Below are 26678 nucleotides of genomic sequence, written 5' to 3'. Positions count from 1 at the left end.
CTATCTGTGAAGCAATTCTGGTTTCATGGCGCTTTTTTCTGTCAGGATTCACATTTCTGTAAGCAACACGCTATAGATACATACTCTTTTGTGGCCTGGATCGAAAAAAGGACTCCTCTGATGATTAAGTTTAGCGCAACGCTCCTGGCGACGCTGATTGCAGTGAGCGTACAGGCGGCGACGGTAGACCTGCGAATTCTGGAAACTACCGACCTGCACAGCAACATGATGGACTTCGATTACTACAAAGATACCCCGACGGAAAAATTCGGACTGGTACGCACGGCAAGTTTGATCGCTGCCGCCCGCAATGAAGTTAAAAACAGCGTGCTGGTCGACAACGGCGATCTCATTCAGGGTAGCCCGCTCGGGGACTATATGGCGGCGAAGGGGCTGAAGAAAGGCGAGATCCACCCGGTGTATAAAGCGATGAACACCCTGGACTATACCGTCGGCAACCTGGGCAACCACGAATTTAACTACGGCCTGAAGTACCTGCACGATGCGCTGGCTGGCGCGAAATTCCCGTACGTTAACGCCAATATCATCGACGTTAAGACGCAGAAGTCGCTCTTTACCCCCTATCTGATTAAAGAGACCGAGGTTGTCGATCAGGACGGTAAAAAACAGACGCTTAAAATCGGCTATATCGGCTTTGTGCCGCCGCAAATCATGACCTGGGATAAAGCCAACCTCGACGGTAAAGTGACCGTTAACGATATTACCGAAACTGCGCGCAAATACGTGCCGGAAATGCGCGAAAAAGGCGCAGATCTGGTTGTGGTGGTTGCGCACTCGGGACTCTCCGCCGATCCGTATCAGGCCATGGCGGAAAACTCCGTTTATTATCTGAGTGAAGTCCCGGGCGTCGATGCGATCCTGTTCGGCCACGCCCACGCGGTCTTCCCGGGTAAGGACTTTGCCAACATTAAGGGTGCAGACATCGAGAAAGGGACGCTCAATGGCGTGCCGTCGGTGATGCCGGGCATGTGGGGCGACCACCTTGGTGTGGTGGATCTGGTCCTCAATAACGACGGCGGCGACTGGAAGGTCACTCAGTCAAAAGCAGAGGCGCGCCCGATTTACGACGCTGCGGCTAAAAAATCACTCGCCGCCGAAGATAAAAAACTGGTCGACGTGCTGAAGCACGATCACGACGCCACCCGCGACTTCGTCAGCAAGCCGATCGGTAAATCGGCGGATAACATGTACAGCTACCTGGCGCTGGTGCAGGATGACCCGACTGTCCAGGTGGTTAACATGGCGCAAAAAGCCTATGTCGAACACGTTATTCAGGGCGACCCGGACCTGGCAAAACTGCCGGTGCTGTCGGCCGCGGCACCGTTCAAGGTGGGCGGGCGTAAGAATGACCCGGCAAGCTACGTTGAAGTCGAAAAGGGCCAGCTGACCTTCCGTAACGCCGCCGATCTCTACCTCTATCCGAACACCCTGGTGGTGGTCAAAGCGACGGGCAAAGAGGTGAAAGCGTGGCTGGAGTGCTCCGCCGGGCAGTTTAACCAGATTGATCCGCACAGCAGCAAGCCGCAGTCGCTGATTAACTGGGACGGGTTCCGGACCTATAACTTTGACGTGATTGACGGCGTGGAGTATCAGATTGATGTTACCCAGCCTGCAAAATATGACGGCGAATGCCAGGTCATTAACCCGCAGGCCGAGCGCATCAAAAACCTGACCTTTAAGGGCAAAGCCATCGACCCGAATGCCACCTTCCTGGTGGTAACCAATAACTACCGCGCCTACGGCGGCAAGTTTGCCGGCACGGGAGATGGCCATATTGCCTTTGCCTCACCGGACGAGAACCGCTCGGTGCTGGCGGCGTGGATCAGCGCGGAGTCCAAAAAAGCGGGGGGCATTCATCCGGCAGTGGACAACAACTGGCGCCTGGCCCCCATTCACAGCGACACGCCGCTGGACATCCGTTTTGAAACTTCACCGTCCGATAAAGCGGCGGCGTTTATTAACGATAAAGCCCACTATCCGATGAAGAAAGTTGCAACGGATGATATTGGCTTCGCCATTTATCAGGTGGATTTAAGCAAGTAACGCGGTGTGTGCCGGGTAGCGGCTTCGCCTTACCCGGCCTGCCTTTACGCCGCGCGTTCTTCCCGGTTCGCCATCACCTGCGGCGTATGCACTTCTATCCAGTCCGCCAGCGCGGCCACTTTCTCACTCACCTCTGTCCCTAACGGCGTCAGGCTATACTCAACGTGCGGTGGTACAACCGGATACGAGACGCGATTAACAAACCCGTCCTGTTCCAGCGCCTGTAGCGACTGGGCCAGCATCTTTTCGCTGACGCCCCCCATTTTTCGGCGCAGGTCGCTGAAACGGTGGGTTCCCTGCCGCAGGGCCACCAGAATCAGCACGCCCCAGCGGCTGGTGACATGTTTGAGAACCTCTCTGGAAGGACACTGTTCCGCGAAGAGGTTGCCATCGCGCATTTGTTCGCTAAGTGTCGGTATCGTTGTTTTCATACTTACCTTTATGTACGTACTTACTAAAAGTTAGCTATGGTGCTAGTGTGCCACAACACCAGACAAACACGAAGAGGATTCATCATGATCGCAATTACCGGCGCAACCGGCCAGCTTGGCCAGCTCGTTATCGAACAGCTGTTAAACACCGTACCGGCAAACCAGATTGTGGCGATTGTCCGCAATCCGGCAAAAGCTGAAGCCCTGCGCCAGCAGGGAATTACCGTTCGTCAGGGGGATTACGCTGACGAAAGCACAATGACCTCCGCGCTTAATGGCGTAGAAAAGCTGCTGCTGATCTCCTCCAGCGAAGTGGGTCAGCGCGCCACCCAACATCAGAACGTCATTAATGCTGCCAAAGCCGCTGGCGTGAAATTCATCGCCTATACCAGCCTGCTGCATGCAGATAAATCGCCGCTGGGCCTGCACGTTGAACACGTCGCGACGGAGAAGGCGCTGGCGGAGTCCGGCATCCCTTACGCCCTGCTGCGTAACGGCTGGTACACCGAAAACTATCTGGCGAGCGCACCGCCCGCGCTGGAGCATGGCGTATTTATTGGCGCGGCCGGTGAAGGCAAAATCGCCTCTGCCACCCGTGCGGATTACGCGGCTGCCGCGGCAAAAGTCATCTCCGGGGACGGCCATGCAGGCAACGTATACGAGCTGGCCGGCGACCACGCCTGGACGCTGAGCGAACTGGCGGCCGAACTCAGCAAACAGAGCGGCAAAAACGTGACGTATCAGAACATGAGCGAGGCGGATTTTACCGCGGCGCTGAAGGGCGTTGGCCTGCCTGCCGGGCTGGCGGATATGCTGGCGGACTCCGATGTGGGCGCGTCTAAAGGCGGTCTGTTTGACGACAGCCATACGCTGAGCAAACTGATCGGGCGTCCAACCACACTGCTTTCAGAGAGCATTAAAGCCATTCTGTAAATGTTGCAAAATGGTTATTTTTTGTAGCATCCCCTCGGGTCATCTCTGATAATGGAGAGATGACTCATGAGGAGGTTCACCGTGCAGGGCGTACCGGAACAGTTCATTGATGAGAGAGACAGCGCGCGCTTTCGCCATCTGGCGCATTTGCCGGGCCTGGAGCTTTATCACGCGCATATTTCTGACTACGCCTTTGAGCCTCATACGCATGAAGCCTTCGGCATCGGCACCATTGAAACCGGTGCCGAACGCTTTCGCTATCGCGGTACCCAGCATCTCGCGGCGGAAAAATCCGTCGTGACCATGAACCCGGACGAGATCCACACCGGGGAGTCGGCGACGGATGGCGGCTGGCGCTACCGGATGGTTTACATTGAACCCGACCTGCTGGAAGAGGTGACCGGCCTTCGCCACTGGTGGTTTAGCGACGTAACCCGCCATGACCCGCTGCGCTCACAGCAAATCGGCAGGCTTATCTATGGCCTGTGGCATACGGACGACCCGCTGGCGCAAAAAGGCTTGCTGCTGGATCTGATCGAGACCTTCCAGCCGTTAGCCCGCCACGCACCGATTACCCGGGAAGGTGCCCACCGGTTCGAACGGGTTCGTGAGTATATGCACGACAACTACATGCACGCCCTGACGCTGGACGAGCTGGCCAACGTGGTCTCACTCAGCCCCTACCATTTTCAGCGCCAGTTCAAGGCGCATTTCCATGTCACTCCGCATCAGATGCTGATGGCTATCCGCCTGTGGCGCGCCAAAGCGTTTCTCACGCGCGGCATGCCCGCCGCCGAAGTCGCCGCCGCGACCGGGCTGACCGATCAGTCCCATTTGACTCGCGCCTTTACCCACCGCTATGGCATTACCCCCGTGCGCTACCAGAAGCAGGTCGTTAAGCGCTGATGCGCAACCTCATACAATACGTGCGCCCTTCCCCCTCCTACACTGAACGCAGAATAAACCGATGTGGATGGAAAAATGATTAGTGGTGTGTTGTATGCCCTGCTTGCGGGTCTGATGTGGGGACTGATCTTTGTCGGCCCGCTGATCGTGCCGGAGTACCCGGCAATACTGCAGTCGACCGGACGTTATCTGGCACTGGGGCTGATTGCTCTCCCGCTGGCGTGGCTCGGTCGTGCACGTTTGCGTCAACTCGGCCGACAGGACTGGTTCACCGCGCTGGCGCTGACCATGATGGGCAACCTTATCTATTATGTTTGCCTGGCGAGCGCCATTCAGCGAACCGGTGCACCGGTATCTACCATGATTATCGGCACGCTGCCCGTGGTGATCCCGGTCTTCGCTAACCTGCTTTACAGCCACCGCGACGGGAAACTGGCGTGGTCAAAAATGGTACCAGCGTTGGTGTGTACCGCCGTGGGGCTGGTCTGCGTCAACATTGCCGAGCTGCAGCATGGGCTGGAGGACTTCTCGCTGTTGCGTTACGGTTCTGGCATCCTGCTGGCATTCGTTTCCGTGGTGTGCTGGGCGTGGTATGCCCTGCGCAATGCGCGCTGGCTGCGGGAAAACCCGGATAAACACCCGATGATGTGGGCGACGGCTCAGGCGTTGGTCACGCTCCCGGTTTCGCTTATGGGCTATATGGGGGCCTGTCTCTGGTTAGGCCACCAGCAACCGGATTTCGCTCAACCGTTCGGGCCGAGACCGTGGGTCTTTGTCGGGCTGATGCTGGCGATTGCGGTGCTCTGCTCGTGGGTGGGCGCGCTGTGCTGGAATATCGCCAGCCAGAAGCTGCCGACGGTAATTTTAGGGCCGTTGATTGTATTCGAAACGCTGGCCGGGCTGCTTTACACCTTCCTGATGCGCCAGAGCGTACCGCCGCTGTTAACCGCCTGCGGGATTATATTGCTGGTCGTTGGGGTCGTGATGGCGGTGAGAGCAAAGCCGGAAAAACCGATGGTCGTTCCGGCTTCAGAGAGTTAAAACGTTTCCCAGTTCGCTTCAGACATCGCCGCGACAGGTTTAGCCGCTGGAGTGTAGCTTTTCACCGGCGCGGCGTTGACCACCGGGTTGCGGGTAATTTTAAACACCGCCACCGCTTCGTTCAGGCGTGCCGCCTGATCTTCCAGCGCCGCCGCCGCTGCCGCAGACTCCTCCACCAGCGAGGCGTTCTGCTGGGTCACGCGATCCATCTCGGCCACCGCCTGACCTACCTGATCGATACCGCGGCTCTGCTCGTCAGAGGCAGAGGCAATCTCGCCCATGATGTCGGTCACGCGGGTGACCGCATTCACGATCTCCGCCATCGTCGCCCCGGCTTCGTTTACCAGCTGTGAGCCGGCATTCACGCGCTCGCCGGAATCGTCGATCAGCGCTTTAATCTCTTTTGCAGCCTGAGCGCTACGCTGGGCAAGGGTACGCACCTCACCTGCGACCACCGCAAAGCCACGGCCCTGCTCGCCTGCACGCGCGGCTTCCACCGCCGCGTTCAGCGCCAGGATGTTGGTCTGGAAGGCAATGCCGTCGATTACGTTGGTAATCTGCGCAATTTTGCTGGAACTGGTCGCAATGTCGTCCATGGTGCGCACCACACCCTCCACCACGTTACCGCCCTTCTTCGCGGTTGAGGAGGCATCGAGTGCCAGACGGGAAGCCTGACGTGCGTTATCGGCGTTTTGTTTTACCGTGGCGGTCAGTTGTTCCATGCTGGCAGCCGTCTCTTCCAGAGAGGCAGCCTGCTGCTCGGTACGGGAAGAGAGGTCGTTGCTGCCCGCAGAGATTTCCCCTGCACCGGTGTAAATGGTGTCTGCGCCTTCACGCACCACGCCCACCGTGTTTGCCAGCGAGGTTTGCATCTCCTGAACGTTGCGCGCCAGGATTGCCATTTCATTCTTACCCTCTGCCTGAATCGGCTGGGTCAAATCCCCTGCGGCAATGGCGCGGATATGGCCGATCACATCCTGGAGCGGCAGCAGCAGAACGCGGCGCATTGCAATCCAGCTGGAAACGATCACGGCAATCACCAGCAGCATGACCGCAGAGAGGATCCACAGGATACGTTTATAATCGTTTTCGTTATCTTTAATCCCTCTGTCCGTGAGGACGGCCTGCGCTTCACGCCATTCACGGTACACGTTCTGCATCGCGGTCTGTTTCTGCTCCGCATTCTGCTTGAACATATCTTCCAGATTGCCCTGGCCCAGCAGGACGTTCATTTGCGTCAGCGTGGCGGAGTAAATACGGTACTGCTCTTCCAGACGGTTAGCCAGATTCTCGTCCAGACCCGGAGTATTAGGCAAAGCGTAGTATTTATCGTAATGGGACTGTGCATCCGCCAGCAGGTTCTTCGCCGTGTTCACCAGTTCATTCAACTGGCCGCCGTTAATCTGAGACGCCATGCTGCTTTGCAGACGCAGCATGCCGCGGTTCAGGGTTACGCGGGCCTGGTTGAGGCTGATCCATGCATCGGTAAACTCGGCGACATTCTGGCTTGAGAGCTGCGAGACGGTGAAGTTATCTTTGTCGTTATTCAGCGCGTTGATAAAAATGCCGGCGGAAATGACTTGCATGATGCCGAGCACAAGCAGCACCGAAATAAGAAGGGTAATGACTTTTATACGTTTAAACATGCGTTGCCTTTTTTATATGCAGGTTTGTCTGACGTGGATATATCGGCAGGCACGGCGAGTTGTTTACTGTTTCCCCACGTTAAAAAACTTTCTAAAGTAATTTCCTGCATTCATTCAGCAAGTTAAAAGTCATTATTTTTTTGTGATCTGGTTCTCACTTTTCCCCTTCCCTCTAAAGGGTTATAGCGCCGCCTTAAAGATGCATTTAAAATGCACTTTATATTATTGATGATGAGGTAACTGCTATGGCCTTCCGCGACCAACCCCTTGGCGAGCTGGCGCTCTCCATCCCGCGCGCGTCCGCGCTGTTTCGTAAATACGATATGGATTACTGCTGTGGCGGTAAGCAAACCCTGGCACGTGCCGCCTCGCGTAAAGAGCTGGATGTGGGGCTCATTGAAGCGGAGCTGGCGCAACTGGCTGAGCAGCCCATTGAGAAAGACTGGCGCACTGCAGCCCTCGCCGACATCATCGACCATATCATCGTGCGTTTTCACGACCGTCACCGTGAACAGCTGCCTGAACTGATCCTGCAGGCGACAAAAGTGGAGCGCGTTCACGCCGACAAACCTTCCGTACCACGCGGTCTGGCGAAATACCTGACCCTGCTTCACGAAGAGCTTTCCAGCCACATGATGAAAGAGGAGCAAATCCTCTTCCCGATGATCAAACAGGGTATGGGCAGCCAGGCGATGGGGCCCATCAGCGTCATGGAAAGCGAACATGATGATGCAGGCGAGCTGCTGGAAGTGATTAAACACACTACCCATAACGTTACACCGCCACCAGAGGCGTGCACCACGTGGAAAGCGATGTACAACGGCATTAACGAGATGATCGACGATCTGATGGAACACATCAGTATTGAGAACAACGTCCTGTTCCCGCGTGCCCTCGCAGGTGAATAAAAAAAGGCGCCCGAGAGCGCCTTCCTGAGGTTATCATTCGGCCACAGCATCTGTGGCCTTTTTTATTAACGCATGCCTGCCATACGTTTCTTACCGATAAATAACCATCCCAGCCCCAGCGCGATGAACCACAGCGGCGTGACGATTAACGCCTGACGGGTATCGTCTTCAAGCGTCAGCAGAACCAGCACGAAGACGAAGAACGCCATGCACACCCAGCACATCAGCTTGCCCAGCGGCATTTTGTAGATCGATTTTTCATGCAGGTGTGGACGCTGTTTGCGGTACACCAGGTAAGAACACAGGATGATGGTCCAGACGAACATGAACAGGATCGCAGAGACCGTGGTGATCATGGTAAACGCACCGATCACACTCGGGTTCACGTAGAGCATCACCACACCGCCCAGCAGGCAGATACAGGAGAAGGTCAGCCCTTTCGCCGGCACCGCACGCTTAGACAGTTTGGCAAACGCGCGTGGCGCAACCCCTTCCTGTGCCAGACCAAACAGCATACGGCTGGTAGAGAACACCCCACTGTTGGCTGAAGAGGCCGCGGAGGTCAGCACCACGAAGTTAATCAGGCTTGCGGCCGCAGGCAGTCCAACCAGCACAAACAGCTCAACGAACGGGCTCTTGGTCGGTACAACGGAGCTCCACGGCGTCACGGACATGATGATAATCAGCGCGAACACGTAGAACATAATGATACGAATCGGGATGGAGTTAATCGCGCGCGGCAGGGATTTCTCCGGATCTTTAGTTTCCGCCGCCGTGGTACCGACCAGCTCAATCCCCACAAAGGCAAACACCGCAATCTGGAAACCGGCAAAGAAGCCGCTGATGCCTTTCGGGAACCAGCCGCCGTCATTCCACAGATGCGCGAACGAAGCCTGAACGCCGGTTGGAGACTGGAAGTGCGTCAGTACCATCACCAGGCCGACAACAATCAGGGCGATAATCGCCACGATTTTGATCATCGCAAACCAGAACTCCATCTCACCGAACATTTTAACGGTGGCGAGGTTAAGGCTCAGCAGCAGAACAATCACCGCCAGCGAGGCCACCCAGTCCGATAATCCCGGGAACCAGAACTGCGCGTAGGCCGTGATGGCGACCACATCCGCCATGCCGGTCACCACCCAGCAGAACCAGTAGGTCCAGCCGGTGAAGTAGCCCGCCCAGGGGCCAAGCAGGTCGGAAGCGAAATCGCTAAAGGACTTGTATTCGAGGTTCGAGAGCAGCAATTCACCCATTGCACGCATCACGAAGAAGAGCATAAAACCGATGATCATATAAACGAAAATGATCGACGGCCCGGCAAGACTGATGGTTTTACCTGACCCCATAAACAGCCCGGTACCGATGGCACCCCCGATGGCAATGAGCTGAATATGACGGTTTGTGAGATTGCGCCGTAGCGACTGTTCAGACGACGCCTCTTCGTCGGCGACGACTTTAACCTGATCTACCATGTGATATTTTCCTGTTTATGCCTGTCTGTGTTGTTAAGGCTCTTCTGGCCTTTAAATACGTCAAAAAAATAACGGTCCCCATGAAAGGACTCATCGATATTAGGTAAGAATCGGCGGGATGAATACTATGATTTGGATATTATGTTAATAATATGTTTAAAGTGAGTGTCATATCACTCATACAACGCGAAACAGCTCACAAAAATACACGCAACAGTTTCGTTTGCAAGATAAAATGTTGATTCCGTCGTAACTATAGGTTTTATCACTATATTCCTCTCCCCCGAAGGAGAGAGGAAATAAGAAAAGCTGATTACAGAATTTCCAGCAGCTCGACTTCAAACACCAGGGTGCTGAATGGCGGGATGGACGCACCAGCGCCACGCTCGCCGTACGCCAGGTTGTGCGGGATAGTCAGTTCCCATTTGGAACCCACTGGCATCAGGGTCAGCGCTTCGATCCAGCCCGCGATAACGCCGTTAACCGGGAATTCAGCCGGTTCGCCACGTGCTACAGAGCTGTCGAACACCGTACCGTCGATCAGTTTACCGGTGTAGTGCACGCGAACGTGGTCAGTACGCGCCGGGATTGCGCCGTCGCCCTGATTGATCACGCGGAACTGCAGGCCAGACTCGGTGCTGTTCACGCCTTCACGCTCACGGTTCTCTTCCAGATATTTCACGCCTTCTGCAGCCATCTCTTCGAAACGCGCGCGACGCACGGCGTCAGCACGTTCGTGGATTTCACGCAGCGCACGGTGCACAACATCAACCGGAACTGCCGGGTTGTTGCCTTCCAGCGCATCAGCGATACCCGCCACCAGCGCTTCGGGTAACAGACCTTCCAGGCCGGATTCGCTCAGCTGCTGTCCTACCTGCAAGCCGATACCGTAACTTGCCTGCGCTTCGATAGTGTCAAAAGTCGGGGTGGTCATGGGTTTTCCTTCCATCACATTTAAAGTAGCGGGCAGCATATCAGCCATGCCCTTATGGGTAAAACTTTGTCTGAAGTTAAGGTGACAAACCGCGACGAAACAGAAACAATAGAGAGAACCAGGATTAATCCCGAACGAATGTCACGGATGTCGGGTTTGCTACGCCGTTCAGGCAGTTAGCAAACTATACTTCGGAGCACAGGATAAAAAAGACGCGGAGCAGGAGGAGAGCCATGCCCGGGCGATTTGAACTGAAACCTACCCTGGCGAAAATCTGGCAGGCGCCGGACAATTTTCGCATCATGGACCCGCTGCCGCCTCTGCATCGCAGAGGGATCATCATTGGCGCGCTGATGGTGATCGTGGGCTTCCTGCTTCCTTCCGGTGGCGATGACGCCGACACCGCGACGGTGACCCGCAATGCCCAGCTGGATATTCAGTCGCAAACGCGACCGCAGCCGGACACACAGCCTGTGCAGACGCAACTGGTCACCCCGACGAACGATCCGGGACAGGTTGCGCCTGTTGAACCGGAACCCATTCAGGATGAACAGCCACAGGAACAGGCCGCGGCCCCGGCAGAGCCACAGGCTCAGCAGCCAACCGGCATTGAGCAGCAGTGGCGTTCCTATCGCGTAGAGCCGGGTAAAACCCTTGCGCAGCTGTTCCGCGACCACAATCTGCCACCAACCGATGTGTATGCCATGGCGCAGGTGGAAGGCGCAGGTAAGCCGCTCAGTAATTTGCAGAACGGCCAGCTGGTGCAGATACGTCAGAATGCCAGCGGCGTCGTCACCGGGCTCACGATTGATACGGGAAATGGCCAGCAGGTGCTGTTTACCCGCCAGCCTGACGGCAGTTTTATCAGAGCACGTTAATGTTCAGGCCGGGTAAGGCGAGCCAGCCCCCCGGCAATGCCCTTCTTAGTGACTCCGCTTATTGACCCACCAAATCCCCGAGCAGACCAGCACCAGCGCAATCGCATATTTGATGTCCAGAATGTTTTCACCGAGGAAAATGGCGGACAGCACCGTCCCGGCAACGGGGATCACAAAGTTGAACGGGGCAATCATACTTACGCGGTTCACTTTCAGCAGCGCGCTCCAGAGGGCGAACGCTACCGAAGAGAGTAACGTCAGATACCCCAGCACCGCGACGGCCGTCATGCTATGCACTTCCAGCGTCCCTCCCGTGAGATAGCCACCCGCCACCAGCGCCGCGCCGCCGATAGCGAGCTGCCAGCCGGTCATCACCGTCGGGTCGACGGTCTGGGAGATGCGTTTTCCGTAAAGCGTGGCGGCAGAAAGGATAAAGGCTGCCAGCACCACAAACCCGTCTCCCTTCCAGACGAAGCTGAATTCGCTTAACCCGCCGTGGAAGTTAACCAGCATCACTCCGGCAAAGCCCAAAATACAGCCAAGCGTTTTGTTATAGCTGAGCTTGTCGTTGTGGTAGATGAAGTGCGCCAGCAGCACGCTGAAGAAAGTGCCGGTGGCGTTCATGATCGAGCCGTTCACGCCTGTCGTGTAGGCCAGTCCGATATAAAAGAAGGTGTACTGAATGCTCGTCTGCGTCAGCCCCAGGACGGTCAATTGCCCAAACTGCCCGGGCGTGAACCTGCCGATGGGCTTGCGCTGTGCTAACGCAAAGAGAAGCAGCAGCACACCCGCAAACAGAAAACGGTAACCAGCGAACACGACCTTTGAGGGAATATCATCAGTGGCAATCTGGAAGAGTTCATAGCCGCTTTTTATGGCCGGGTAAGAGCTACCCCAAAGCAGACAGCAGAGCGTGGCGCAGGCATAGGCCACCTTTCGACGGGCAAATACGGGCGTGGGCAGAGCGGTTTCCATGTCGAATCTCATAAATAAAATTGCGTTTCATTTTATTATCAGCGAATGCGCCAGGAATAGCGACCCTACAAGCACTAAAGCGCGAGTCTGGTCCCTTAAAAAAGCAAAACGCCGGCACAAGGCCGGCGCTTCGACGTGAGCAGAGTAAAATTACTCAGCTACAACGTTAACAACCAGTTTAGCGAACACTTCGCTGTGAACCTGGAAGTCCACTTCGTGCTCACCAGTGGTACGCAGAACACCGTTCGGCAGACGAACTTCGCTCTTAGCCACTTTAACGCCAGCTGCAGTTACTGCATCAGCGATATCGCGGGTACCGATGGAACCGAACAGTTTACCTTCGTCGCCAGCTTTGGAAACGATGGTAACAGTGCCCAGTGCGTTGATTGACTCAGCGCGAGCATTAGCAGCCGCCAGAACGTCAGCCAGTTTGGCTTCCAGTTCAGCGCGACGTGCTTCGAAAAACTCTACGTTTTTCTTGGTAGCTGGAACAGCTTTACCCTGTGGAACCAGGAAGTTACGAGCGTAGCCCGCTTTAACGTTTACCTGATCACCCAGGCTGCCCAGGTTTGCTACTTTATCAAGCAGAATAACTTGCATTACCTTATCCTCTTAAAGTCGTATTAATGGACCGTGCCCGATTACTGATGACGATCAGTGTACGGCAGCAGGGACAGGTAGCGAGCGCGTTTGATAGCGCGAGCCAGCTGACGCTGGTATTTTGCACGAGTACCGGTGATACGGCTTGGGACAATCTTACCGCTTTCGGTGATGTAGTTTTTCAGCGTTGCGATATCTTTATAGTCGATCTCTTGAACGCCTTCCGCGGTGAAACGGCAGAACTTGCGACGACGGAAATAACGTGCCATATGGCTAGTCTCCAGAATCTATCAAATCAATCTGCTCGGCATGCAGAACCATTTTGCTCAGGCCGTTCTTTGCCTTGTGGCAAGAAATGAACCCCTGAACGATTACTGCGCTACCGACCGTTATACTGTGAGTAATGGCCTGGTTTTCGTGTCCGCTAATAATAACGGGCATTTGGCACCACGCCTGCCGGTGAAAGCCGGCTTCCTCTTGCACAGAACGATGCTCAAGCACGAACTGGCAATGCGGAATTCCTGATGGACTGACCTTACGAAGGGGGGTCCTGCACACGGTACCGGACAACACCAGACGGTTGGTCATCAGAAATTACTCTTCAGAATCCCCAGCATCAGAATCATCTGCGGTTTCGTTTGCGAAATCATCGCGACGCTCACGGCGCTCGTCTTTCGCTTTAACCATCGGAGATGCTTCGGTCACTGCGTTTTTGGTACGCATAACCATGCTGCGGATAACGGCATCGTTGAAGCGGAAGGTAGTTTCCAGCTCATCGATCACTTCCTGCGGCGCTTCAACGTTCATCAGAACGTAGTGTGCTTTGTGCAGTTTGTTGATCGGGTAAGCCAGCTGACGGCGGCCCCAGTCTTCCAGACGGTGGATCGTACCTTCTGCACCAGTGATGGCAGCAGAGTAGCGCTCGATCATGCCCGGAACCTGTTCGCTCTGGTCAGGATGGACCATAAAAACGATTTCGTAATGACGCATCGAATTGCTCCTTACGGATTATTCAGCCTCCTGTCTGGGTCAGCCGAGGCCCGGGGAGGCAAGGAACGTGTTAAAGGTCGGCTGAAAAATTGACGCGTCATAATACTTGCGCGCCCCTGGAAACTCAAGCTGATTGCACAAATAATTCGCACAAAGCGTAAAGCTGGTCTAAGTGGGTGATTTAAAATTAATCACATCAGGAAGCGTTGTTTTTTTGAACAACAGCATCAGAAATGGTCACGCATCCCCGCCGGATAAGTGATTACACTTTAATCAGAGACCTTATTTATAAAAGGAGAGCAACACCCCCTTTCACAGCACGCAGTCGTGGAGCGCATATCATGAAAAAAATCGCATTTGCCGTAATGGCTGCACTTTTGCTCAGTGCAAACGCGATGGCAGCCATCAAGATAGACGGCCGGCAGGCCCAAAACATGGATGATGTGCAGAGCTTAGGCGTAATCTACATCAATCATAATTTCGCCACTGAAAGTGAAGCAGATCAGGCACTCAATCAAGAGACCGATGCTCAGGGTGCACAATATTATCACGTCATACTGATGCGTGAGCCCGGCAGCAACGGCAATATGCACGCCAGTGCAGATATCTACCGATAACGCTTTAACGCTAGCACCAGGAAAGCCAACAAAGAGAACATAGCCATAGTTTAACTTGCCCCCTGCCCGGGGGCTTTTTTTTGCTAATGGCTCTGAAATACCACCGGTTACAACTGTTTTTCGGTATTCCAGAGCACTTATTCACTTCTGCCCGTAATAGGCGTTGGGCCCATGTTTACGCATGAAATGTTTATTCATAAGGTAATCATCAATGCCCTGAAGCTGCGGATTGATGCCGCGGGCGATCCACGCCATTCGCGCCACTTCCTCCATCACCACCGCGTTATGCACGGCATCGTGAGCGTCTTTTCCCCACGAGAATGGACCGTGCTGATACACCACAATACCCGGCGTATGCAGCGGCTCACGCTCAGCCAGCGTGTCGATAATGACGCGACCGGTGTTGAGTTCATACTCCCCTTCCACTTCGGCCTGCGTTAATGCCCGCGTGCAGGGAATATCGCCAAAGAAGTAGTCTGCATGCGTGGTGCCAAGAGCCGGAATGGGCAGCCCTGCCTGCGCCCAGGCCGTGGCATGGGTCGAGTGTGTATGTACAACGCCGCCCAGGGAGGGATAACGCTGATACAGTGCCAGATGGGTGGCGGTATCAGAAGAAGGACGCCACTTTCCGTCAACCACGTTGCCATGGAGATCCACAACCACCATGTCGTCGGCGGTCATGGATTCATAGGGCACACCGCTGGGCTTAATCACGACCCGCCCCTGCTCACGGTCGATGGCGCTGACGTTACCCCAGGTAAACGTCACCAGACCGTAGCGAGGTAGATCCATATTGGCCTCAAAGACCTGCTGCTTAAGCTTATGCATGCTCAGCCTCCAGCAACCCAGCCCGCGCCATACGTTCACGGACCCAGTCCCGCGCCTTCGCCACTTCGGCTGCCGGGTCGTCCGACGTTTCACTCCACATCTCAATCAGGTAAGGCCCGCAATACCCAGTCTGTTTGAGCGTCTGGAAGCACCGTTCGAAATCCACCACCCCGGTGCCGAACGGAACATTTTTGAATACACCAGGCCGGGTATCTTTGACATGAACCGCCACGATATGGCCAATACCCGCCTGCAGTTCCATCTGCACGTCGTTATCCCAGGCTGACAGATTGCCGATATCAGGGTAGAGCTGGAACCACGGATTATTCAGGTAGTGCGCGTAACCCAGCGCCTTGCTGATGGAGTTCATTAACGGATAATCCATGATCTCCATCGCCAGCGTCACCTGAGCACGGCTGGCCATGTCGACGCTCTCTTTCAGGCCGTCACGAAAACGACGGCGCGTTTCATTGTTGGCGTCCTGATAGTAAACGTCATACCCCGCCAGCTGGATCACACGGATGCCGACATCCTGGGCAAAGCGAATGGCTTTACGCATGATCTCCAGCCCCTGAGCACGCACAGCATCATCTTCACTGCCAAGCGGAAAACGACGATGGGCGCTGAGGCACAGGGAAGGCACACGTACCCCCGTTTCAGCGATGGCGCTTACCAGTGCCAGACGCTGTTCGCGGCTCCAGTCAAGGCGAGACAGGCGTTCATCCGTCTCATCCACTGACATTTCGACAAAATCGAAGCCCAGTTGTTTCGCCAGTTGCAGCCGCTCCAGCCAGCACTCCCCTGCAGGGAGTGCCTTTTCATAGATGCCGAGCGGGACTTGTTTAGACAACATACCCGCTCCTTAGCCCCAAAGCTGAGCGATTGAGCGTTTGAACTGACGCGCGGCTTCTACCGGAGAGGCGGCATCACGGATGCTACGGCCTGCGATAAAGACATGAATTGGGATACCTTTGAACAGCGGCAGATCTTCCAGCGCCAGGCCTCCGGTCACGGTCACTTTGAAGCCCATATCGGCCAGACGCTTAATCGCGCTGATATCCGCTTCCCCCCACGCTACCCCAGCGGCCTGCGCATCACGGCTGCGGTGATAAACCACCTGTTGAATGCCCGCGTCACGCCACTCCTGCGCCTGCTCCCAGGTCCAGAACCCGGTCAGCTCAATCTGCACATCACCGTTGAACTCTTTTGCCACATCCAGCGCACCTTTAGCCGTGTTGATATCCGCACAGCAAATAACGGTGACCCAGTCGGCATTGGCTTCAAAACACATACGGGAAAGAATTTTGCCCGCATCGGCAATCTTGGCATCCGCCAGCACGATTTTATGCGGATACAGCGCCTTCAGGTCGCGGACGGCGCGAACGCCTTCGCCCACGCACAGAATGGTACCGACTTCGATGATGTCCACTTCTTCCGCAATCAGGCGGGTGGTTTCGTAAGCGTGAGACAGAGTCTGGTTATCCAGCGCGACCTGCAACATTGGTAATGACATTTTCAATTCCCTCTTAAACTGCCGCCGCAGTGGCGTTATCAATTAAATCCAGCACGTCCTGCTCGGTGCGGCAGGCGCGTAAACGGTCGAAGTTGGCCTCATCATCAAACAGATTCACGATCTGCATAATGCCCACCTCCTGGTGGGTGTTGGCATCAACAGCCGCCATGGTGATGAGGATGTCGACCGGGTCGTTATCTTCGTGGTTGAAAGCCAGTGGTGTTTTCAGCGTAACCAGCGCAAAGCCGGTTTTTTTAACACCCTCTTCCGGGCGGCCATGCGGCATCGCCAGCCCTGGTGCAATCACGAAGTAAGGGCCGTGCTCTGCAACGCCATCCAGAATGGCCTGGTAATAACGCGGCTCGACAACATCGGCTTTTACCAGCAGATCTACGCTAAGTTTCACCGCCTCCTGCCAGGTGCTGGCGTCGGCCTGTAAAAGGATGGAGTTGTTCTCTGCCAGCGAATCACGTAGTTTCATGTTGCGTCCTTACTTCACATCTTGTGGGAAATGCGCGTTGATCACTTCCAGCAGCTTTGGCCCAAAGTCGGCTGGCGACAGCATGTTGCGCACGCCTACCACATATTTGTTGCCTGTCACGGTGATCTCACCGGCGATGTGGGTAGAGGCGATGATGATGTCCGCGCCGTTCAGTTCACTTTTGTATTCGCCCACTGCGCAGCTGTTCACCGTGTGGTCGATGTTTGACTGGGTTAAAAACTGGTCCACTTTCATCTTCATGATCATGGAACTCCCTTGCCCATTGCCACACACAGCCAGGATACGTACGGTCATAATCGAAACTCCTTAATGAGCAGAAACTTCTGCTGTTTGTTTTTCTGCATCTTCTTCAGCCCGCAGAGTGCGACCAGCGAAGAACATATAAGCCAGAGCAATGAGGATGATGACAGCCATAAAGATCAGGCCAACGGAGGCGAAGCCCTGCATCATCGGTGGTGCCAGAATTGACCAGTCGGCCATGCCCATCCAGGCGCTCATACCGGTGAGCTTGACCGCCCACACACACCCGAAGATTTCCACCATCCCCATCACCAGGCAGATCTTGAGCGCCGCGCGCCAGCCACCAAAGTGGTTCGCAAAGACGCCGATGGTGGCGTTGGAGAAGAACATCGGGATAAAGCCAGGAATGATCAGAATGGAAGAGCCGCAGCCCACCAGGATACCCACCGCAATCAGCTGGCCGATGGTGCCCCACATGAAGCCCCAGACCACCGCGTTTGGCGCGAAGCTGTAGATAGCCGCGCAGTCAATCGCCAGTACCGCACCGGGAATCAGACGCTGAGAGATACCGTTGAAGGCTTCGGACAGCTCGGCAACGAACATACGCACGCCCTGGGTGATAATGAAAATCGCCACCGCGAAAGAGAAACCTGTTTGCAGGATATAGACAGTCCAGTGGGTTTTACCCGCCATCGCCTGTACGACGTCAATGCCAAAGGAGAGCAGAATGGCACCGAAGAAGAGGGTCATCACAATCGCCGTAGAAACGATATTGTCGTGGAAAATATTCAGCCAGCCCGGCAGTTTAAGATCTTCGACGCTCTCTTCCTTTTTGCCCAGATACGGCGCGACTTTATAGGCAATCCAGGAGGCAAACTGCTGCTGGTGGCCGATGGAGAAGCCGCAACCGTCGGTGACGTCCTGCGTGGGCTTGTACATCATGTTGGAGGTGATACCCCAGTAGAGCGAGACCAGCACCGCGGTGCAGATAATGGTCGTCCACATTGGGTAGCCAAAGATAAAGAAGGAAACCGCAATCAGCCCTGCCTGCTGGAACATGATATGGCCAGTCAGCATGATGGTGCGAATACCGGTAATGCGGCGCAACAGAACGTAAATGATGTTCAGCGCCAGCGCGAGCAGGACCGCATACCCTACCCAGCTGTAGGCATCGCCCATGCGATCGATGGTGGCCATCATCGAGGCGTAGGTGTCAGAGATAGCGCCGTTGATGCCATAGACTTCCGACATTTTGGCCACCACCGGCTTGAAGGTGCCGGTCAAAATGCCTGAACCCGCCTGCAACAGCATGAAACCGATGATGGTTTTAATGGTGCCTTTAATAATAACGCTGACGCTTTTACGCAGCAGGATATAGCCAAGGCACGTCACGATGCCCAACAACAGCGGGGCATTAGTCATTACCTGATTAAAGAACACGGTAAAGACGTTGTAGAGGATCTCCATAACTCTCTCCAGAAATGAGAACACGAGGGGCAATCCCTGTGCGGTTGGTGACAACACTCTATTAATCACAAATAATCATCACAAGATTAAATCTGATTATTTGTGACGCATCACGCAAATTATTTCCCTGGTGTTAGTAATGATTTTCACTTCGGCATGCCACATAGAATTATTTCCATATAATTCATGCAATTAATGATTAATACGGTAAAAGATAACAAGAAGCGAGAAGAGCATCCGTGACGTCAGGCAGATAAAATTACACATTTTGATCGTTGCAATGCGCGTGAAATGGTGCCAGCATTAATCACAACAAATCACCAGTTGATTACTTTTGATTAAACCAGGAGTCAAAACGATGAGTAAAGTGAACACCATTACCCGTGAATCATGGATTCTGAGCACTTTCCCGGAATGGGGTAGCTGGCTGAATGAAGAGATTGAGCAGGAACAGGTTGCTCCTGGTACCTTTGCAATGTGGTGGCTGGGGTGCACGGGGATCTGGCTGAAATCAGAAGGTGGCGCGAATATTTGTGTCGATTTCTGGTGCGGCACCGGCAAACAGAGTCACGGTAACCCGCTGATGAAAAAAGGCCATCAGATGCAACGCATGGCGGGCGTGGAAAAACTTCAGCCAAACCTGCGTACCACACCGTTTGTTCTTGATCCGTTCGCCATTCGCCAGATCGATGCCGTTCTCTCTACGCACGATCATAACGATCATATTGATGTCAACGTGGCGGCAGCGGTCATGCAAAACTGTGCCGATGACGTACCGTTCATCGGGCCGCAAACCTGCGTGGATTTATGGATCGGCTGGGGCGTACCGAAAGAGCGCTGCATCGTCATGAAACCGGGCGATGTGGTCAAAATTAAAGACGTTGAGATCCACGCGCTGGATGCCTTTGACCGCACTGCACTGATTACCCTTCCGGCCGATCAGAAAGCCGCAGGCGTACTGCCAGACGGTATGGACGAACGTGCGGTGAACTACCTGTTTAAAACGCCCGGCGGTTCCCTGTACCACAGCGGTGACTCTCACTACTCAAACTACTATGCAAAGCACGGCAATGAGCATCAGATTGATGTGGCGCTCGGCTCATACGGGGAGAACCCACGCGGCATTACAGATAAAATGACCAGCGCCGATATGCTGCGCATGGCGGAAGCGCTGAACACCAAAGTAGTGATCCCTTTCCACCACGATATCTGGTCAAACTTCCAGGCCGACCCGCAGGAGATACGCGTACTGTGGGAAATGAAAAAAGATCGCCTGAAGTATGGCTTTAAGCCGTTCATCTGGCAGGTAGGAGGCAAGTTCACCTGGCCGCTGGACAAAGACAATCTCGAGTATCACTACCCACGTGGCTTTGATGATTGCTTTACTCTTGAGCCAGACCTGCCGTTCAAGTCATTCCTCTGATTATTAAGGCCCATCGCCAGACCCGTGTGTCTGGCGGTTTCATATTTCTTTTAGTAATTTCACGCTATTTCAAATATCATCTTTTAAAATCAATTCTTATCGGAATAGCTCATGACGGAAGCGCAACGGCATCAAATATTACTGGAACTCCTGGCGCAAACAGGGTTTGTCACCGTTGAGAAAGTGATCGAACGTTTAGGGATTTCCCCGGCAACAGCGCGGCGGGATATTAATAAGCTGGATGAAAGCGGTAAGCTGAAAAAAGTCCGCAACGGTGCGGAAGCGATTAGCCAGCAGCGTCCACGCTGGACGCCGATGAACATTCATCAGGCGCAAAATCATGATGAAAAAGTCCGTATTGCCAGAGCGGCATCCCAGCTGGTGAACCCCGGCGAGAGCGTGGTGATCAACTGCGGCTCGACGGCGTTTCTGTTAGGTCGGGAGATGTGCGGAAAGCCGGTACAAATCATCACGAACTATTTGCCGCTCGCCAACTATCTTATCGATCAGGAGCATGAGAGCGTGGTGATCATGGGCGGCCAGTACAACAAGAGCCAGTCCATTACGCTCAGCCCGCAGGACAGCGAAAACAGTCTTTATGCCGGACACTGGATGTTTACCAGTGGCAAAGGCCTGACCGCGGATGGCCTCTACAAAACCGATATGTTGACCGCCATGGCAGAACAAAACATGCTTAACGTAGTGGGCAAGCTCGTTGTGCTGGTCGACAGCAGTAAAGTGGGCGAACGCGCAGGAATGCTGTTCAGCCGTGCTGAACAGATAGACATGGTGATCACCGGCAAAGGTGCCAACCCTGAGATCCTCCAGAAACTGAAAGATCAGGGTGTCAACGTCCTGTGCGTTTAAAGGTGCTGGCGGAAGAAGTCCACCGTGGCGTCCAGCGCCGTTGGCGTAATGCGGTGGCGAACGCCCGCTTCCCACAGGCAGGTCAGGTTGCCATCCAGCCCCTCGTGCTGCAGCGCCTGCTGAAGCCGGAACGTTTCTCCGGGTGGGACCACATCGTCCGCATCACCATGCCACAACAGCAAAGGACGATCGGCCAGACGCGGTAACGCCCGGGTAACCTCCCACTCTGCAAGCGCCGCCTCAACCTCTGTGAGTGCCTGAGGTGGAAAAAGCGTCTTCGCCAGTGAGGTAAAGTAGCCCGAGCCCATCAGACAAGCCACTGACTTCACTTCTGGATGGTGCGTCATGATCCCCAGCGCCGCCATCCCGCCCATCGATGCCCCAGCCACGGCCAGCCGATTATCAGCCACCAGCCCTGCCTGGTAAAGCGCATCGCGCAGCCCGGCAAACTCGGTCAGACTACCATGCAAAATGTGCCAGAACTGCCCAAGTCGCGCCTGTTCGTTGCCGGTAAAACGTGCGCCGTGATCGGGTGCATCCGGCATGACCACACGAAAACCGGCCTGCGCGAGTGCCACCGCAAAATAGCTGTAGACCAGCTTCGATGAGGTAAATCCATGATAAAACACTATAACAGGCAGTGGTTCCTCACGTTTTCCGGCGGGTGTTGCGTGTAATATTTCACGATCACCCAGATGGCGTATTTCAATTTCAATCATTGTCGACCCTGTAATGATGAATGATTCATAATGTTGAGAACTGGGTTACGATTTCACGCTATTTTCATTCGAAAATTACGCCCCAGCTAACACTTCGGGAACATTCCCCCAAAACTAAATTCACAGACAACTACACTATGGCTATCAGGAAACGAGATATGGTTATGCGCAGGTTTGCTGCTTTATTGCTGATGTTACTGCTCAGTGGCTGTAGCGCGCTGCAGGGAACGCCACAACCCGCTCCCCCGGTGGCCGATCACCCGCAGGAAATCCGTCGTAATCAGACGGAAGGATTACAGCGTATGGGTACCGTCTCTGCGCTGGTTCGCGGCTCCCCGGATGACGCGGAAGAAGCAATAAAGGCACAAGCCGTCGCCGCCAAAGCAGATTATTACGTCATCATTATGATCGACGAAACCATCATTACGGGACAGTGGTACTCACAGGCCATTCTGTATCGTCAATGATCGTCTTCATTTGAACGACATTTACACTGCTTTGCGTCCATAGACACTTTCCTGTCCACAATAAACTCCATGCCCGCAACAATGGAAGTGAGTTTATTCGCGAAGGATTGCCCGGCGGATACCGGAGACATGTGAAATGGAGCTGACGATGAAACGAACTCTTGCTTTGACCACACTGTTGCTCTCAGCAGGTCTTGTGAGCACAACCGCGCAGTCAGCTGAATTTGCCAGTGCTGATTGTGTGACTGGCCTGAATGAAATTGGCCAGATCTCCGTGAATAATATCTCGGGGAGCCCGCAGGACGTTGAACGTGTCGTTGCATTAAAGGCCGATGAGCAGGGTGCTTCATGGTATCGCATTATCCAGATGCAGGAAGATCAGTACATCGATCACTGGCGGGTACAGGCCATTCTCTACGCGTAATCCCCCCTCCGATAAAAGCCACTTACTTTTAGTGGCTTTTCGTTTTTGCAAATTTTTTATCTTTTAGCAAACCAATTAAAAACAATTAAATAACATTTTGTTACACTAAACCAGTAAACGTTATCTCTGCTCTGCCGTTGAAAAGCCATACCTTTTCAATGATGAGCAATTTATGATCAACTTTTTCCGTCGTGCAGGTCTGGGTGCAAAGCTGTCGCTGCTTACCGGTGCCAGTGTCGCCATCCTGTTTCTGTTTTTCACTTTTCTGCTCAGCCAAAAAGCCAGCCAGCAGCTTGAAGCCCTCGCGATAGAAGACCTGCATAATCAGTCCACCGGCATGGTCGATATGGTGCAGATGTTTAACACCAGCCTGAGTGAAGAGGTCGAGAGTTATACCCGGCTTTTTACCACCTTTTTGCCCCAGCCACTGAGCGTTGATAACACTCAAACCCAGACGATTAACGGGATTAACGTTCCGCTCCTGAAAGGAGGGGAAACCGGGCTACATGAAAACAATACCCTTTCAGACGATTTTCTGAGCCGGACAGGGGCAATCTCGACCCTGTTTGTGCGTAGCGGTAATGACTTTGTGCGCGTCGCCACATCGCTGCGCAAAGAGAACGGCGAGCGGGCAATGGGCACCGTTCTGGATACCACCAGCCCGGCCTTTGCCGCCGTCACCCGGGGCGAGGTTTATCGCGGTCTGGCGCTGCTGTTCGGCAAGCGCTATATCACCCAATACCAGCCGGTTAAAAACGCGGACGGCCAGGTCATTGCAATCATCTTTGTTGGTGTGGACATCACTCACTCCTGGAACGTCATGCGCGAGAAAATCCTCAACCGTCGACTGGGCGAGAGCGGTCACTTCTTTGTTCTGGACCGCAGCCACGGCAAAACGCGCGGGCAGTATCTGTTCCACACCAGCGCGGAGGGAAAAGTACCGGAGTGGGATAGCGCTATCCAGCAACAGCTGTTGAGTGATAAATCCGGCACGCTGGAGCGCGTCAGTGCCGATGGTCGCACGCTGACCATGGCGTATACGCCGCTGCCAGGCTGGAACTGGGCCATTGTCGGCGAAGTGGATAAATCGGTACTGCTCTCAAGCGTGACCGCCATGCGCGACCGCTTCCTGCTGGCAGGGGTGGTGCTGTCAGTGCTCTTCGCAGGTCTGTTTGTGGTCATTATACGACGCATACTGACACGCCCATTGCGCAATGTGATCCACCTGGCCCGACAGTATGCCGCAGGCGATCTGCGCTCCAGCCTGCCCGTGACCCGCCAGGATGAGGTCGGTCAGCTCATCGATGCCATTAACGGTATCGGAGGGGGACTGCAGAAAATTGTTCTTCAGGTGCGCGAGGCCGCAGCGGAGATCCATATGGGCACCAACGCGCTGGCATCCGATAGCGAAGAAATCTCCGGGCAGATTAACAAGCAGGCCAGCAGTGTAGAAGAGACGTCTGCCAGCATGGAGCAACTGGCCGCGACCGTGCAGCAAAATGCCGCCAACATGGAACAAACGCAGCAGCTGGTAGGCGAAACGTCGCGCGCGGTACACCAGGGCGGTGAGACGGTCACCCACGCTGTCGCTACCATGGATGATATTCGCGAAGCATCAAAGCGAATCGAAGACATCACGCGCGTGATTGAATCCATCGCTTTTCAGACCAACATTCTGGCGCTTAACGCAGCGGTTGAAGCAGCCCGCGCAGGCGAGCACGGAAAAGGTTTTGCGGTGGTGGCGCAGGAAGTACGCGCGCTGGCAGGACGCAGTGCCAACGCGGTGAAGGAAATTGAACAGCTCATCGGTGATACGCTCAGAAAAGTCAGCGAAGGCCATGCGCTGTCTGAACAAACGCGTCTGGCGATGGATTCCATCATCGTGCACATCGATAACATCAACAAGCTGGTCACGGAGATTAACCATGCGTCCCGCGAGCAATCCGCGGGAATAGGCCAGGTTAATCTGGCCATGACCCACATTGGCGAAGCGTCGCACATCAACGCCGACCGCGTCCTACGCAGCGAACAAACCGCACACACGCTGCGTGAGAAAGGCTCACACCTCACCCAACTGGTGAGCCTGTTCCAGCTAAAGAGTTAGCCAACCCTGCCCGTGGCACGCAACAGCAGGTCATTTTGCACCTGCTCGCTCATCAGCGTACCGCCGCGGGTATCAAGCATCATGCGGCACCACGCCTGCGCCACGGGTGGCGATGCGTGCCGCAGCATCTGACTTCCGGCCCCCAGCAGGAAAAGCTGTTGCGTGATCTCCCGTCCCTGCGCCTCCTGCGGTTTTCGCAGTTTTTGCTGAAGCTGACGCCAGCTGCGATCGAAGTGCCTGTCCTGCCCTTTTACCTGGGCAAAATCATCCACAAGCAGGTCGAGGATGCCGGATTGCTTCGTCAGAACACGCAGAACGTCCAGGCACATAATATTGCCGGACCCTTCCCAGATGCTGTTCACGGGCATCTCACGGTACAAACGGGGAAGCTCACTCTCCTCGCAGTAGCCTGTGCCGCCGAGCACTTCCATGGCTTCCGCCACAAACGGGATACCCGCTTTGCAGACGCTGTATTTCGCCGCGGGGGTGAAAAGGCGCGCCCAGGCGGCCTCCTGAGGATCGGCACGCCTGTCCCACGCCCGGGCCAGACGAAACAACAGTGCCGTCTGGCCCTCCAGCATCAGCGCCATGCGGCTCAGCACATCGCGCATGAGCGGCTGGTCGATAAGGTTTTTACCAAACGTCTGGCGTTGATGCGCATGGTAAAGCGCCACGGATAAAGCCCGACGCATCAGCCCATGGCTGCCCAGCGCACAGTCAAACCGCGTCAGCCCGCCCATTCGGAGGATCTGGCGTACCCCTTCTCCTTCCTCCCCCAGCAGCCAGCCGGACGCATCCAGGAACTCCGCTTCGCTGCTGGCGTTAGAGCGGTTGCCGAGCTTCTCTTTTAGCCGCTCCAGACGTACGGCATTGCGTTGCCCGTCAGGCAAAAAGCGTGGAACAAAAAAGCAGGACAGCCCCCCTTTCGCCTGGGCCAGCACCAGATGCGCATCGCTTTGCGGCACAGAGAAAAACCATTTATGCCCGATAAGCCGGTAGCTGCCGTCACTGCACTTTTCCGCTTTGGTGGTATTGCTGAGTACGTCCGAGCCGCCCTGTTTTTCTGTCATCCCCATGCCAATCAGCAGGCCACGCTTTTGCGCCCCCGGCGCAAGATGAGGATCGTAACGATCGCTCATTAACGGCGTGATCCAGTCACGGAACGGCTCGGGCAGCGCCTGTTGCAGCAGCGGTGTAGCAGCAAAGGTCATGGTGACAGGGCAAAGCGTGCCCGCTTCTACCTGAGCGTGCAGGACAAAACGTGCAGCTCTGGCGACAAACGCGCCTTTGCGCGCCTCCTCTTCCCACGCCAGGTTATGGACACGGTTGGCGCAAAGTCCCTGCATTAAGAGGTGCCATGCGGGATGAAAGCGAACGTCATCCAGTCGCTCCCCGGTGGCGTCATAGCGTAATAACTCCGGCGGATTAACGTTCGCCAGCCTGCCCAGTTCCAGCGATTCCGCGGTTCCTAACTGCTGGCCGATGCTGGCAAGAAGCTCGATATCCCACTCGGCGCCTTCGCGAACAACCGCGTCACGCAGAGCGCAATCAGAGAGGAAAAGGTTGCTGTTTGAGAGCGGTGCAGGTTGATTAAAAACGGTATGGGTCTGCCAGTGCATGCTGTCTCCCTCCTTCAGTGGCAATGAAGATAAGTATGGACAGGCCACGTGCACGCTGCATGGGAGTGAGGTCACACGATGACGATCCCGCTGATATCATTCGTGAA

General features: G+C 54.9%; 29 protein-coding genes. 12 read left to right on the top strand and 17 right to left on the bottom strand.

Annotation, left to right across the window (positions count from 1 at the left end; genetic code table 11):
• Positions 1 to 120 precede the first annotated feature (120 nt).
• Positions 121 to 2064: a bifunctional 2',3'-cyclic-nucleotide 2'-phosphodiesterase/3'-nucleotidase gene (locus ACN9MQ_RS02070; protein WP_426021255.1), complete on the top strand. Its 1944-nt coding sequence runs from the start codon at positions 121 to 123 to the stop codon at positions 2062 to 2064.
• 44 nt (positions 2065 to 2108) lie between these two features.
• Here ACN9MQ_RS02070 and ACN9MQ_RS02065 read toward each other — a convergent pair whose 3' ends face one another.
• Positions 2109 to 2495, bottom strand: a complete 387-nt coding sequence (locus ACN9MQ_RS02065; protein ID WP_014168344.1) for a winged helix-turn-helix transcriptional regulator — start codon at positions 2493 to 2495, stop codon at positions 2109 to 2111.
• An 84-nt stretch (positions 2496 to 2579) separates the two neighbouring features.
• On the opposite strand from ACN9MQ_RS02065, the gene ACN9MQ_RS02060 reads away from it, so the two are divergent.
• The 3 genes from ACN9MQ_RS02060 to ACN9MQ_RS02050 all read left to right on the top strand — a co-directional run bounded on the left by ACN9MQ_RS02060 (position 2580) and on the right by ACN9MQ_RS02050 (position 5375).
• Positions 2580 to 3428, top strand: a complete 849-nt coding sequence (locus ACN9MQ_RS02060; RefSeq protein ID WP_426021256.1) for an SDR family oxidoreductase — start codon at positions 2580 to 2582, stop codon at positions 3426 to 3428.
• A gap of 81 nt (positions 3429 to 3509) precedes the next feature.
• Positions 3510 to 4334, top strand: coding sequence for an AraC family transcriptional regulator (locus tag ACN9MQ_RS02055; protein WP_151712122.1), 825 nt, complete (start codon positions 3510 to 3512; stop codon positions 4332 to 4334).
• Between the two features lie 75 nt (positions 4335 to 4409).
• Positions 4410 to 5375, top strand: a complete 966-nt coding sequence (locus ACN9MQ_RS02050) for a DMT family transporter (protein WP_311382157.1) — start codon at positions 4410 to 4412, stop codon at positions 5373 to 5375.
• Here the strand turns inward: ACN9MQ_RS02050 and ACN9MQ_RS02045 are convergent.
• Positions 5372 to 7021: a methyl-accepting chemotaxis protein gene (locus ACN9MQ_RS02045; protein WP_193163458.1), complete on the bottom strand. Its 1650-nt coding sequence runs from the start codon at positions 7019 to 7021 to the stop codon at positions 5372 to 5374. The genes ACN9MQ_RS02050 and ACN9MQ_RS02045 overlap by 4 nt on opposite strands.
• Before the next feature lie 245 nt (positions 7022 to 7266).
• Between ACN9MQ_RS02045 and ytfE the strand changes: the two genes are divergently transcribed.
• The gene (ytfE, locus tag ACN9MQ_RS02040) at positions 7267 to 7929 is read left to right on the top strand and encodes an iron-sulfur cluster repair protein YtfE (RefSeq protein ID WP_163304289.1); all 663 of its coding nucleotides are present in this window, start codon (positions 7267 to 7269) and stop codon (positions 7927 to 7929) included.
• Positions 7930 to 7994: 65 nt separating this feature from the next.
• Here the strand turns inward: ytfE and cycA are convergent, their stop codons facing one another.
• Together cycA and fklB are read right to left on the bottom strand one after the other, a co-directional pair.
• The gene (cycA, locus tag ACN9MQ_RS02035) at positions 7995 to 9404 is read right to left on the bottom strand and encodes a D-serine/D-alanine/glycine transporter (protein ID WP_014168338.1); all 1410 of its coding nucleotides are present in this window, start codon (positions 9402 to 9404) and stop codon (positions 7995 to 7997) included.
• A gap of 313 nt (positions 9405 to 9717) precedes the next feature.
• The gene (gene fklB, locus ACN9MQ_RS02030; protein ID WP_025205816.1) at positions 9718 to 10338 is read right to left on the bottom strand and encodes an FKBP-type peptidyl-prolyl cis-trans isomerase; all 621 of its coding nucleotides are present in this window, start codon (positions 10336 to 10338) and stop codon (positions 9718 to 9720) included.
• 233 nt (positions 10339 to 10571) lie between these two features.
• On the opposite strand from fklB, the gene ACN9MQ_RS02025 reads away from it, so the two are divergent.
• Positions 10572 to 11216, top strand: coding sequence for an OapA family protein (locus ACN9MQ_RS02025; protein WP_032679427.1), 645 nt, complete (start codon positions 10572 to 10574; stop codon positions 11214 to 11216).
• A 45-nt stretch (positions 11217 to 11261) separates the two neighbouring features.
• On the opposite strand, the gene ACN9MQ_RS02020 is transcribed toward ACN9MQ_RS02025, so the two are convergent.
• From ACN9MQ_RS02020 to rpsF, 5 genes are all read right to left on the bottom strand, one after another.
• Positions 11262 to 12191, bottom strand: a complete 930-nt coding sequence (locus ACN9MQ_RS02020; protein WP_025205818.1) for a DMT family transporter — start codon at positions 12189 to 12191, stop codon at positions 11262 to 11264.
• A 150-nt stretch (positions 12192 to 12341) separates the two neighbouring features.
• Positions 12342 to 12791 carry a 50S ribosomal protein L9 gene (gene rplI / locus ACN9MQ_RS02015; protein WP_014168334.1) on the bottom strand — a complete coding sequence of 150 codons (450 nt, stop codon included), beginning with the start codon at positions 12789 to 12791 and terminating at the stop codon, positions 12342 to 12344.
• A 41-nt stretch (positions 12792 to 12832) separates the two neighbouring features.
• Positions 12833 to 13060: a 30S ribosomal protein S18 gene (rpsR, locus tag ACN9MQ_RS02010; protein ID WP_000135199.1), complete on the bottom strand. Its 228-nt coding sequence runs from the start codon at positions 13058 to 13060 to the stop codon at positions 12833 to 12835.
• A gap of 4 nt (positions 13061 to 13064) precedes the next feature.
• Complete coding sequence (gene priB / locus ACN9MQ_RS02005) at positions 13065 to 13379, bottom strand: primosomal replication protein N (protein WP_014068638.1); 315 nt, start codon at positions 13377 to 13379, stop codon at positions 13065 to 13067.
• A gap of 6 nt (positions 13380 to 13385) precedes the next feature.
• Complete coding sequence (gene rpsF / locus ACN9MQ_RS02000) at positions 13386 to 13781, bottom strand: 30S ribosomal protein S6 (protein ID WP_014068637.1); 396 nt, start codon at positions 13779 to 13781, stop codon at positions 13386 to 13388.
• Positions 13782 to 14122: 341 nt separating this feature from the next.
• Here rpsF and yjfY point away from each other — a divergent pair, with 341 nt between their 5' ends.
• Positions 14123 to 14398: a DUF1471 family protein YjfY gene (yjfY, locus tag ACN9MQ_RS01995; protein ID WP_025206244.1), complete on the top strand. Its 276-nt coding sequence runs from the start codon at positions 14123 to 14125 to the stop codon at positions 14396 to 14398.
• 141 nt (positions 14399 to 14539) lie between these two features.
• Here the strand turns inward: yjfY and ACN9MQ_RS01990 are convergent, their stop codons facing one another.
• The 6 genes from ACN9MQ_RS01990 to ulaA are packed head-to-tail and all read right to left on the bottom strand — an operon-like array spanning position 14540 to position 18948.
• A complete protein-coding gene (locus tag ACN9MQ_RS01990; protein WP_032679424.1) occupies positions 14540 to 15226 on the bottom strand; it encodes an L-ribulose-5-phosphate 4-epimerase in 687 nt (228 codons plus the stop codon).
• The gene (locus ACN9MQ_RS01985; protein ID WP_025206246.1) at positions 15219 to 16079 is read right to left on the bottom strand and encodes an L-ribulose-5-phosphate 3-epimerase; all 861 of its coding nucleotides are present in this window, start codon (positions 16077 to 16079) and stop codon (positions 15219 to 15221) included. Before ACN9MQ_RS01985 ends, ACN9MQ_RS01990 begins: the two co-directional genes overlap by 8 nt.
• A gap of 9 nt (positions 16080 to 16088) precedes the next feature.
• The gene (gene ulaD / locus ACN9MQ_RS01980) at positions 16089 to 16739 is read right to left on the bottom strand and encodes a 3-keto-L-gulonate-6-phosphate decarboxylase UlaD (protein WP_008502901.1); all 651 of its coding nucleotides are present in this window, start codon (positions 16737 to 16739) and stop codon (positions 16089 to 16091) included.
• A 13-nt stretch (positions 16740 to 16752) separates the two neighbouring features.
• Complete coding sequence (gene ulaC, locus ACN9MQ_RS01975; RefSeq protein ID WP_113656973.1) at positions 16753 to 17220, bottom strand: PTS ascorbate transporter subunit IIA; 468 nt, start codon at positions 17218 to 17220, stop codon at positions 16753 to 16755.
• 9 nt (positions 17221 to 17229) lie between these two features.
• Entirely contained in the window at positions 17230 to 17535 is a 306-nt protein-coding gene (ulaB, locus tag ACN9MQ_RS01970) for a PTS ascorbate transporter subunit IIB (protein WP_014168329.1), read from the bottom strand.
• A gap of 12 nt (positions 17536 to 17547) precedes the next feature.
• On the bottom strand, positions 17548 to 18948 hold the full coding sequence (gene ulaA, locus ACN9MQ_RS01965; RefSeq protein WP_020882935.1) for a PTS ascorbate transporter subunit IIC: 1401 nt from the start codon (positions 18946 to 18948) through the stop codon (positions 17548 to 17550).
• 358 nt (positions 18949 to 19306) lie between these two features.
• On the opposite strand from ulaA, the gene ulaG reads away from it, so the two are divergent.
• Together ulaG and ulaR are read left to right on the top strand one after the other, a co-directional pair.
• A complete protein-coding gene (gene ulaG, locus ACN9MQ_RS01960; protein WP_020882936.1) occupies positions 19307 to 20371 on the top strand; it encodes an L-ascorbate 6-phosphate lactonase in 1065 nt (354 codons plus the stop codon).
• A gap of 111 nt (positions 20372 to 20482) precedes the next feature.
• Positions 20483 to 21238 (top strand): HTH-type transcriptional regulator UlaR, encoded by a 756-nt coding sequence (gene ulaR / locus ACN9MQ_RS01955; protein WP_014168326.1) that lies wholly within the window; start codon positions 20483 to 20485, stop codon positions 21236 to 21238.
• Here ulaR and yjfP read toward each other — a convergent pair.
• Positions 21235 to 21957, bottom strand: a complete 723-nt coding sequence (yjfP, locus tag ACN9MQ_RS01950) for an esterase (RefSeq protein ID WP_025206248.1) — start codon at positions 21955 to 21957, stop codon at positions 21235 to 21237. The two genes, ulaR and yjfP, sit on opposite strands and share 4 nt — an antisense overlap.
• Positions 21958 to 22094: 137 nt before the next feature.
• On the opposite strand from yjfP, the gene bsmA reads away from it, so the two are divergent.
• The 3 genes from bsmA (at position 22095) to ACN9MQ_RS01935 (ending at position 24952) form a co-directional block, all read left to right on the top strand.
• Positions 22095 to 22424, top strand: coding sequence for a biofilm peroxide resistance protein BsmA (gene bsmA / locus ACN9MQ_RS01945; RefSeq protein WP_025206249.1), 330 nt, complete (start codon positions 22095 to 22097; stop codon positions 22422 to 22424).
• A gap of 148 nt (positions 22425 to 22572) precedes the next feature.
• Positions 22573 to 22848, top strand: coding sequence for a DUF1471 family protease activator YjfN (yjfN, locus tag ACN9MQ_RS01940; protein ID WP_025206250.1), 276 nt, complete (start codon positions 22573 to 22575; stop codon positions 22846 to 22848).
• 172 nt (positions 22849 to 23020) lie between these two features.
• Complete coding sequence (locus ACN9MQ_RS01935) at positions 23021 to 24952, top strand: methyl-accepting chemotaxis protein (protein ID WP_047355591.1); 1932 nt, start codon at positions 23021 to 23023, stop codon at positions 24950 to 24952.
• Here the strand turns inward: ACN9MQ_RS01935 and ACN9MQ_RS01930 are convergent.
• Complete coding sequence (locus tag ACN9MQ_RS01930; RefSeq protein ID WP_047355590.1) at positions 24949 to 26571, bottom strand: isovaleryl-CoA dehydrogenase; 1623 nt, start codon at positions 26569 to 26571, stop codon at positions 24949 to 24951. The two genes, ACN9MQ_RS01935 and ACN9MQ_RS01930, sit on opposite strands and share 4 nt — an antisense overlap.
• Between the last annotated feature and the right edge of the window lie 107 nt (positions 26572 to 26678).

It is taken from the genome of Enterobacter sp. R-25 (genome assembly GCF_049913205.1).
GTDB classification, from domain to species: Bacteria; Pseudomonadota; Gammaproteobacteria; order Enterobacterales; family Enterobacteriaceae; genus Enterobacter; species Enterobacter ludwigii.
Note: the sequence above shows the minus strand (reverse complement) of the source record. Positions and strands in the feature narration are given on the sequence as shown.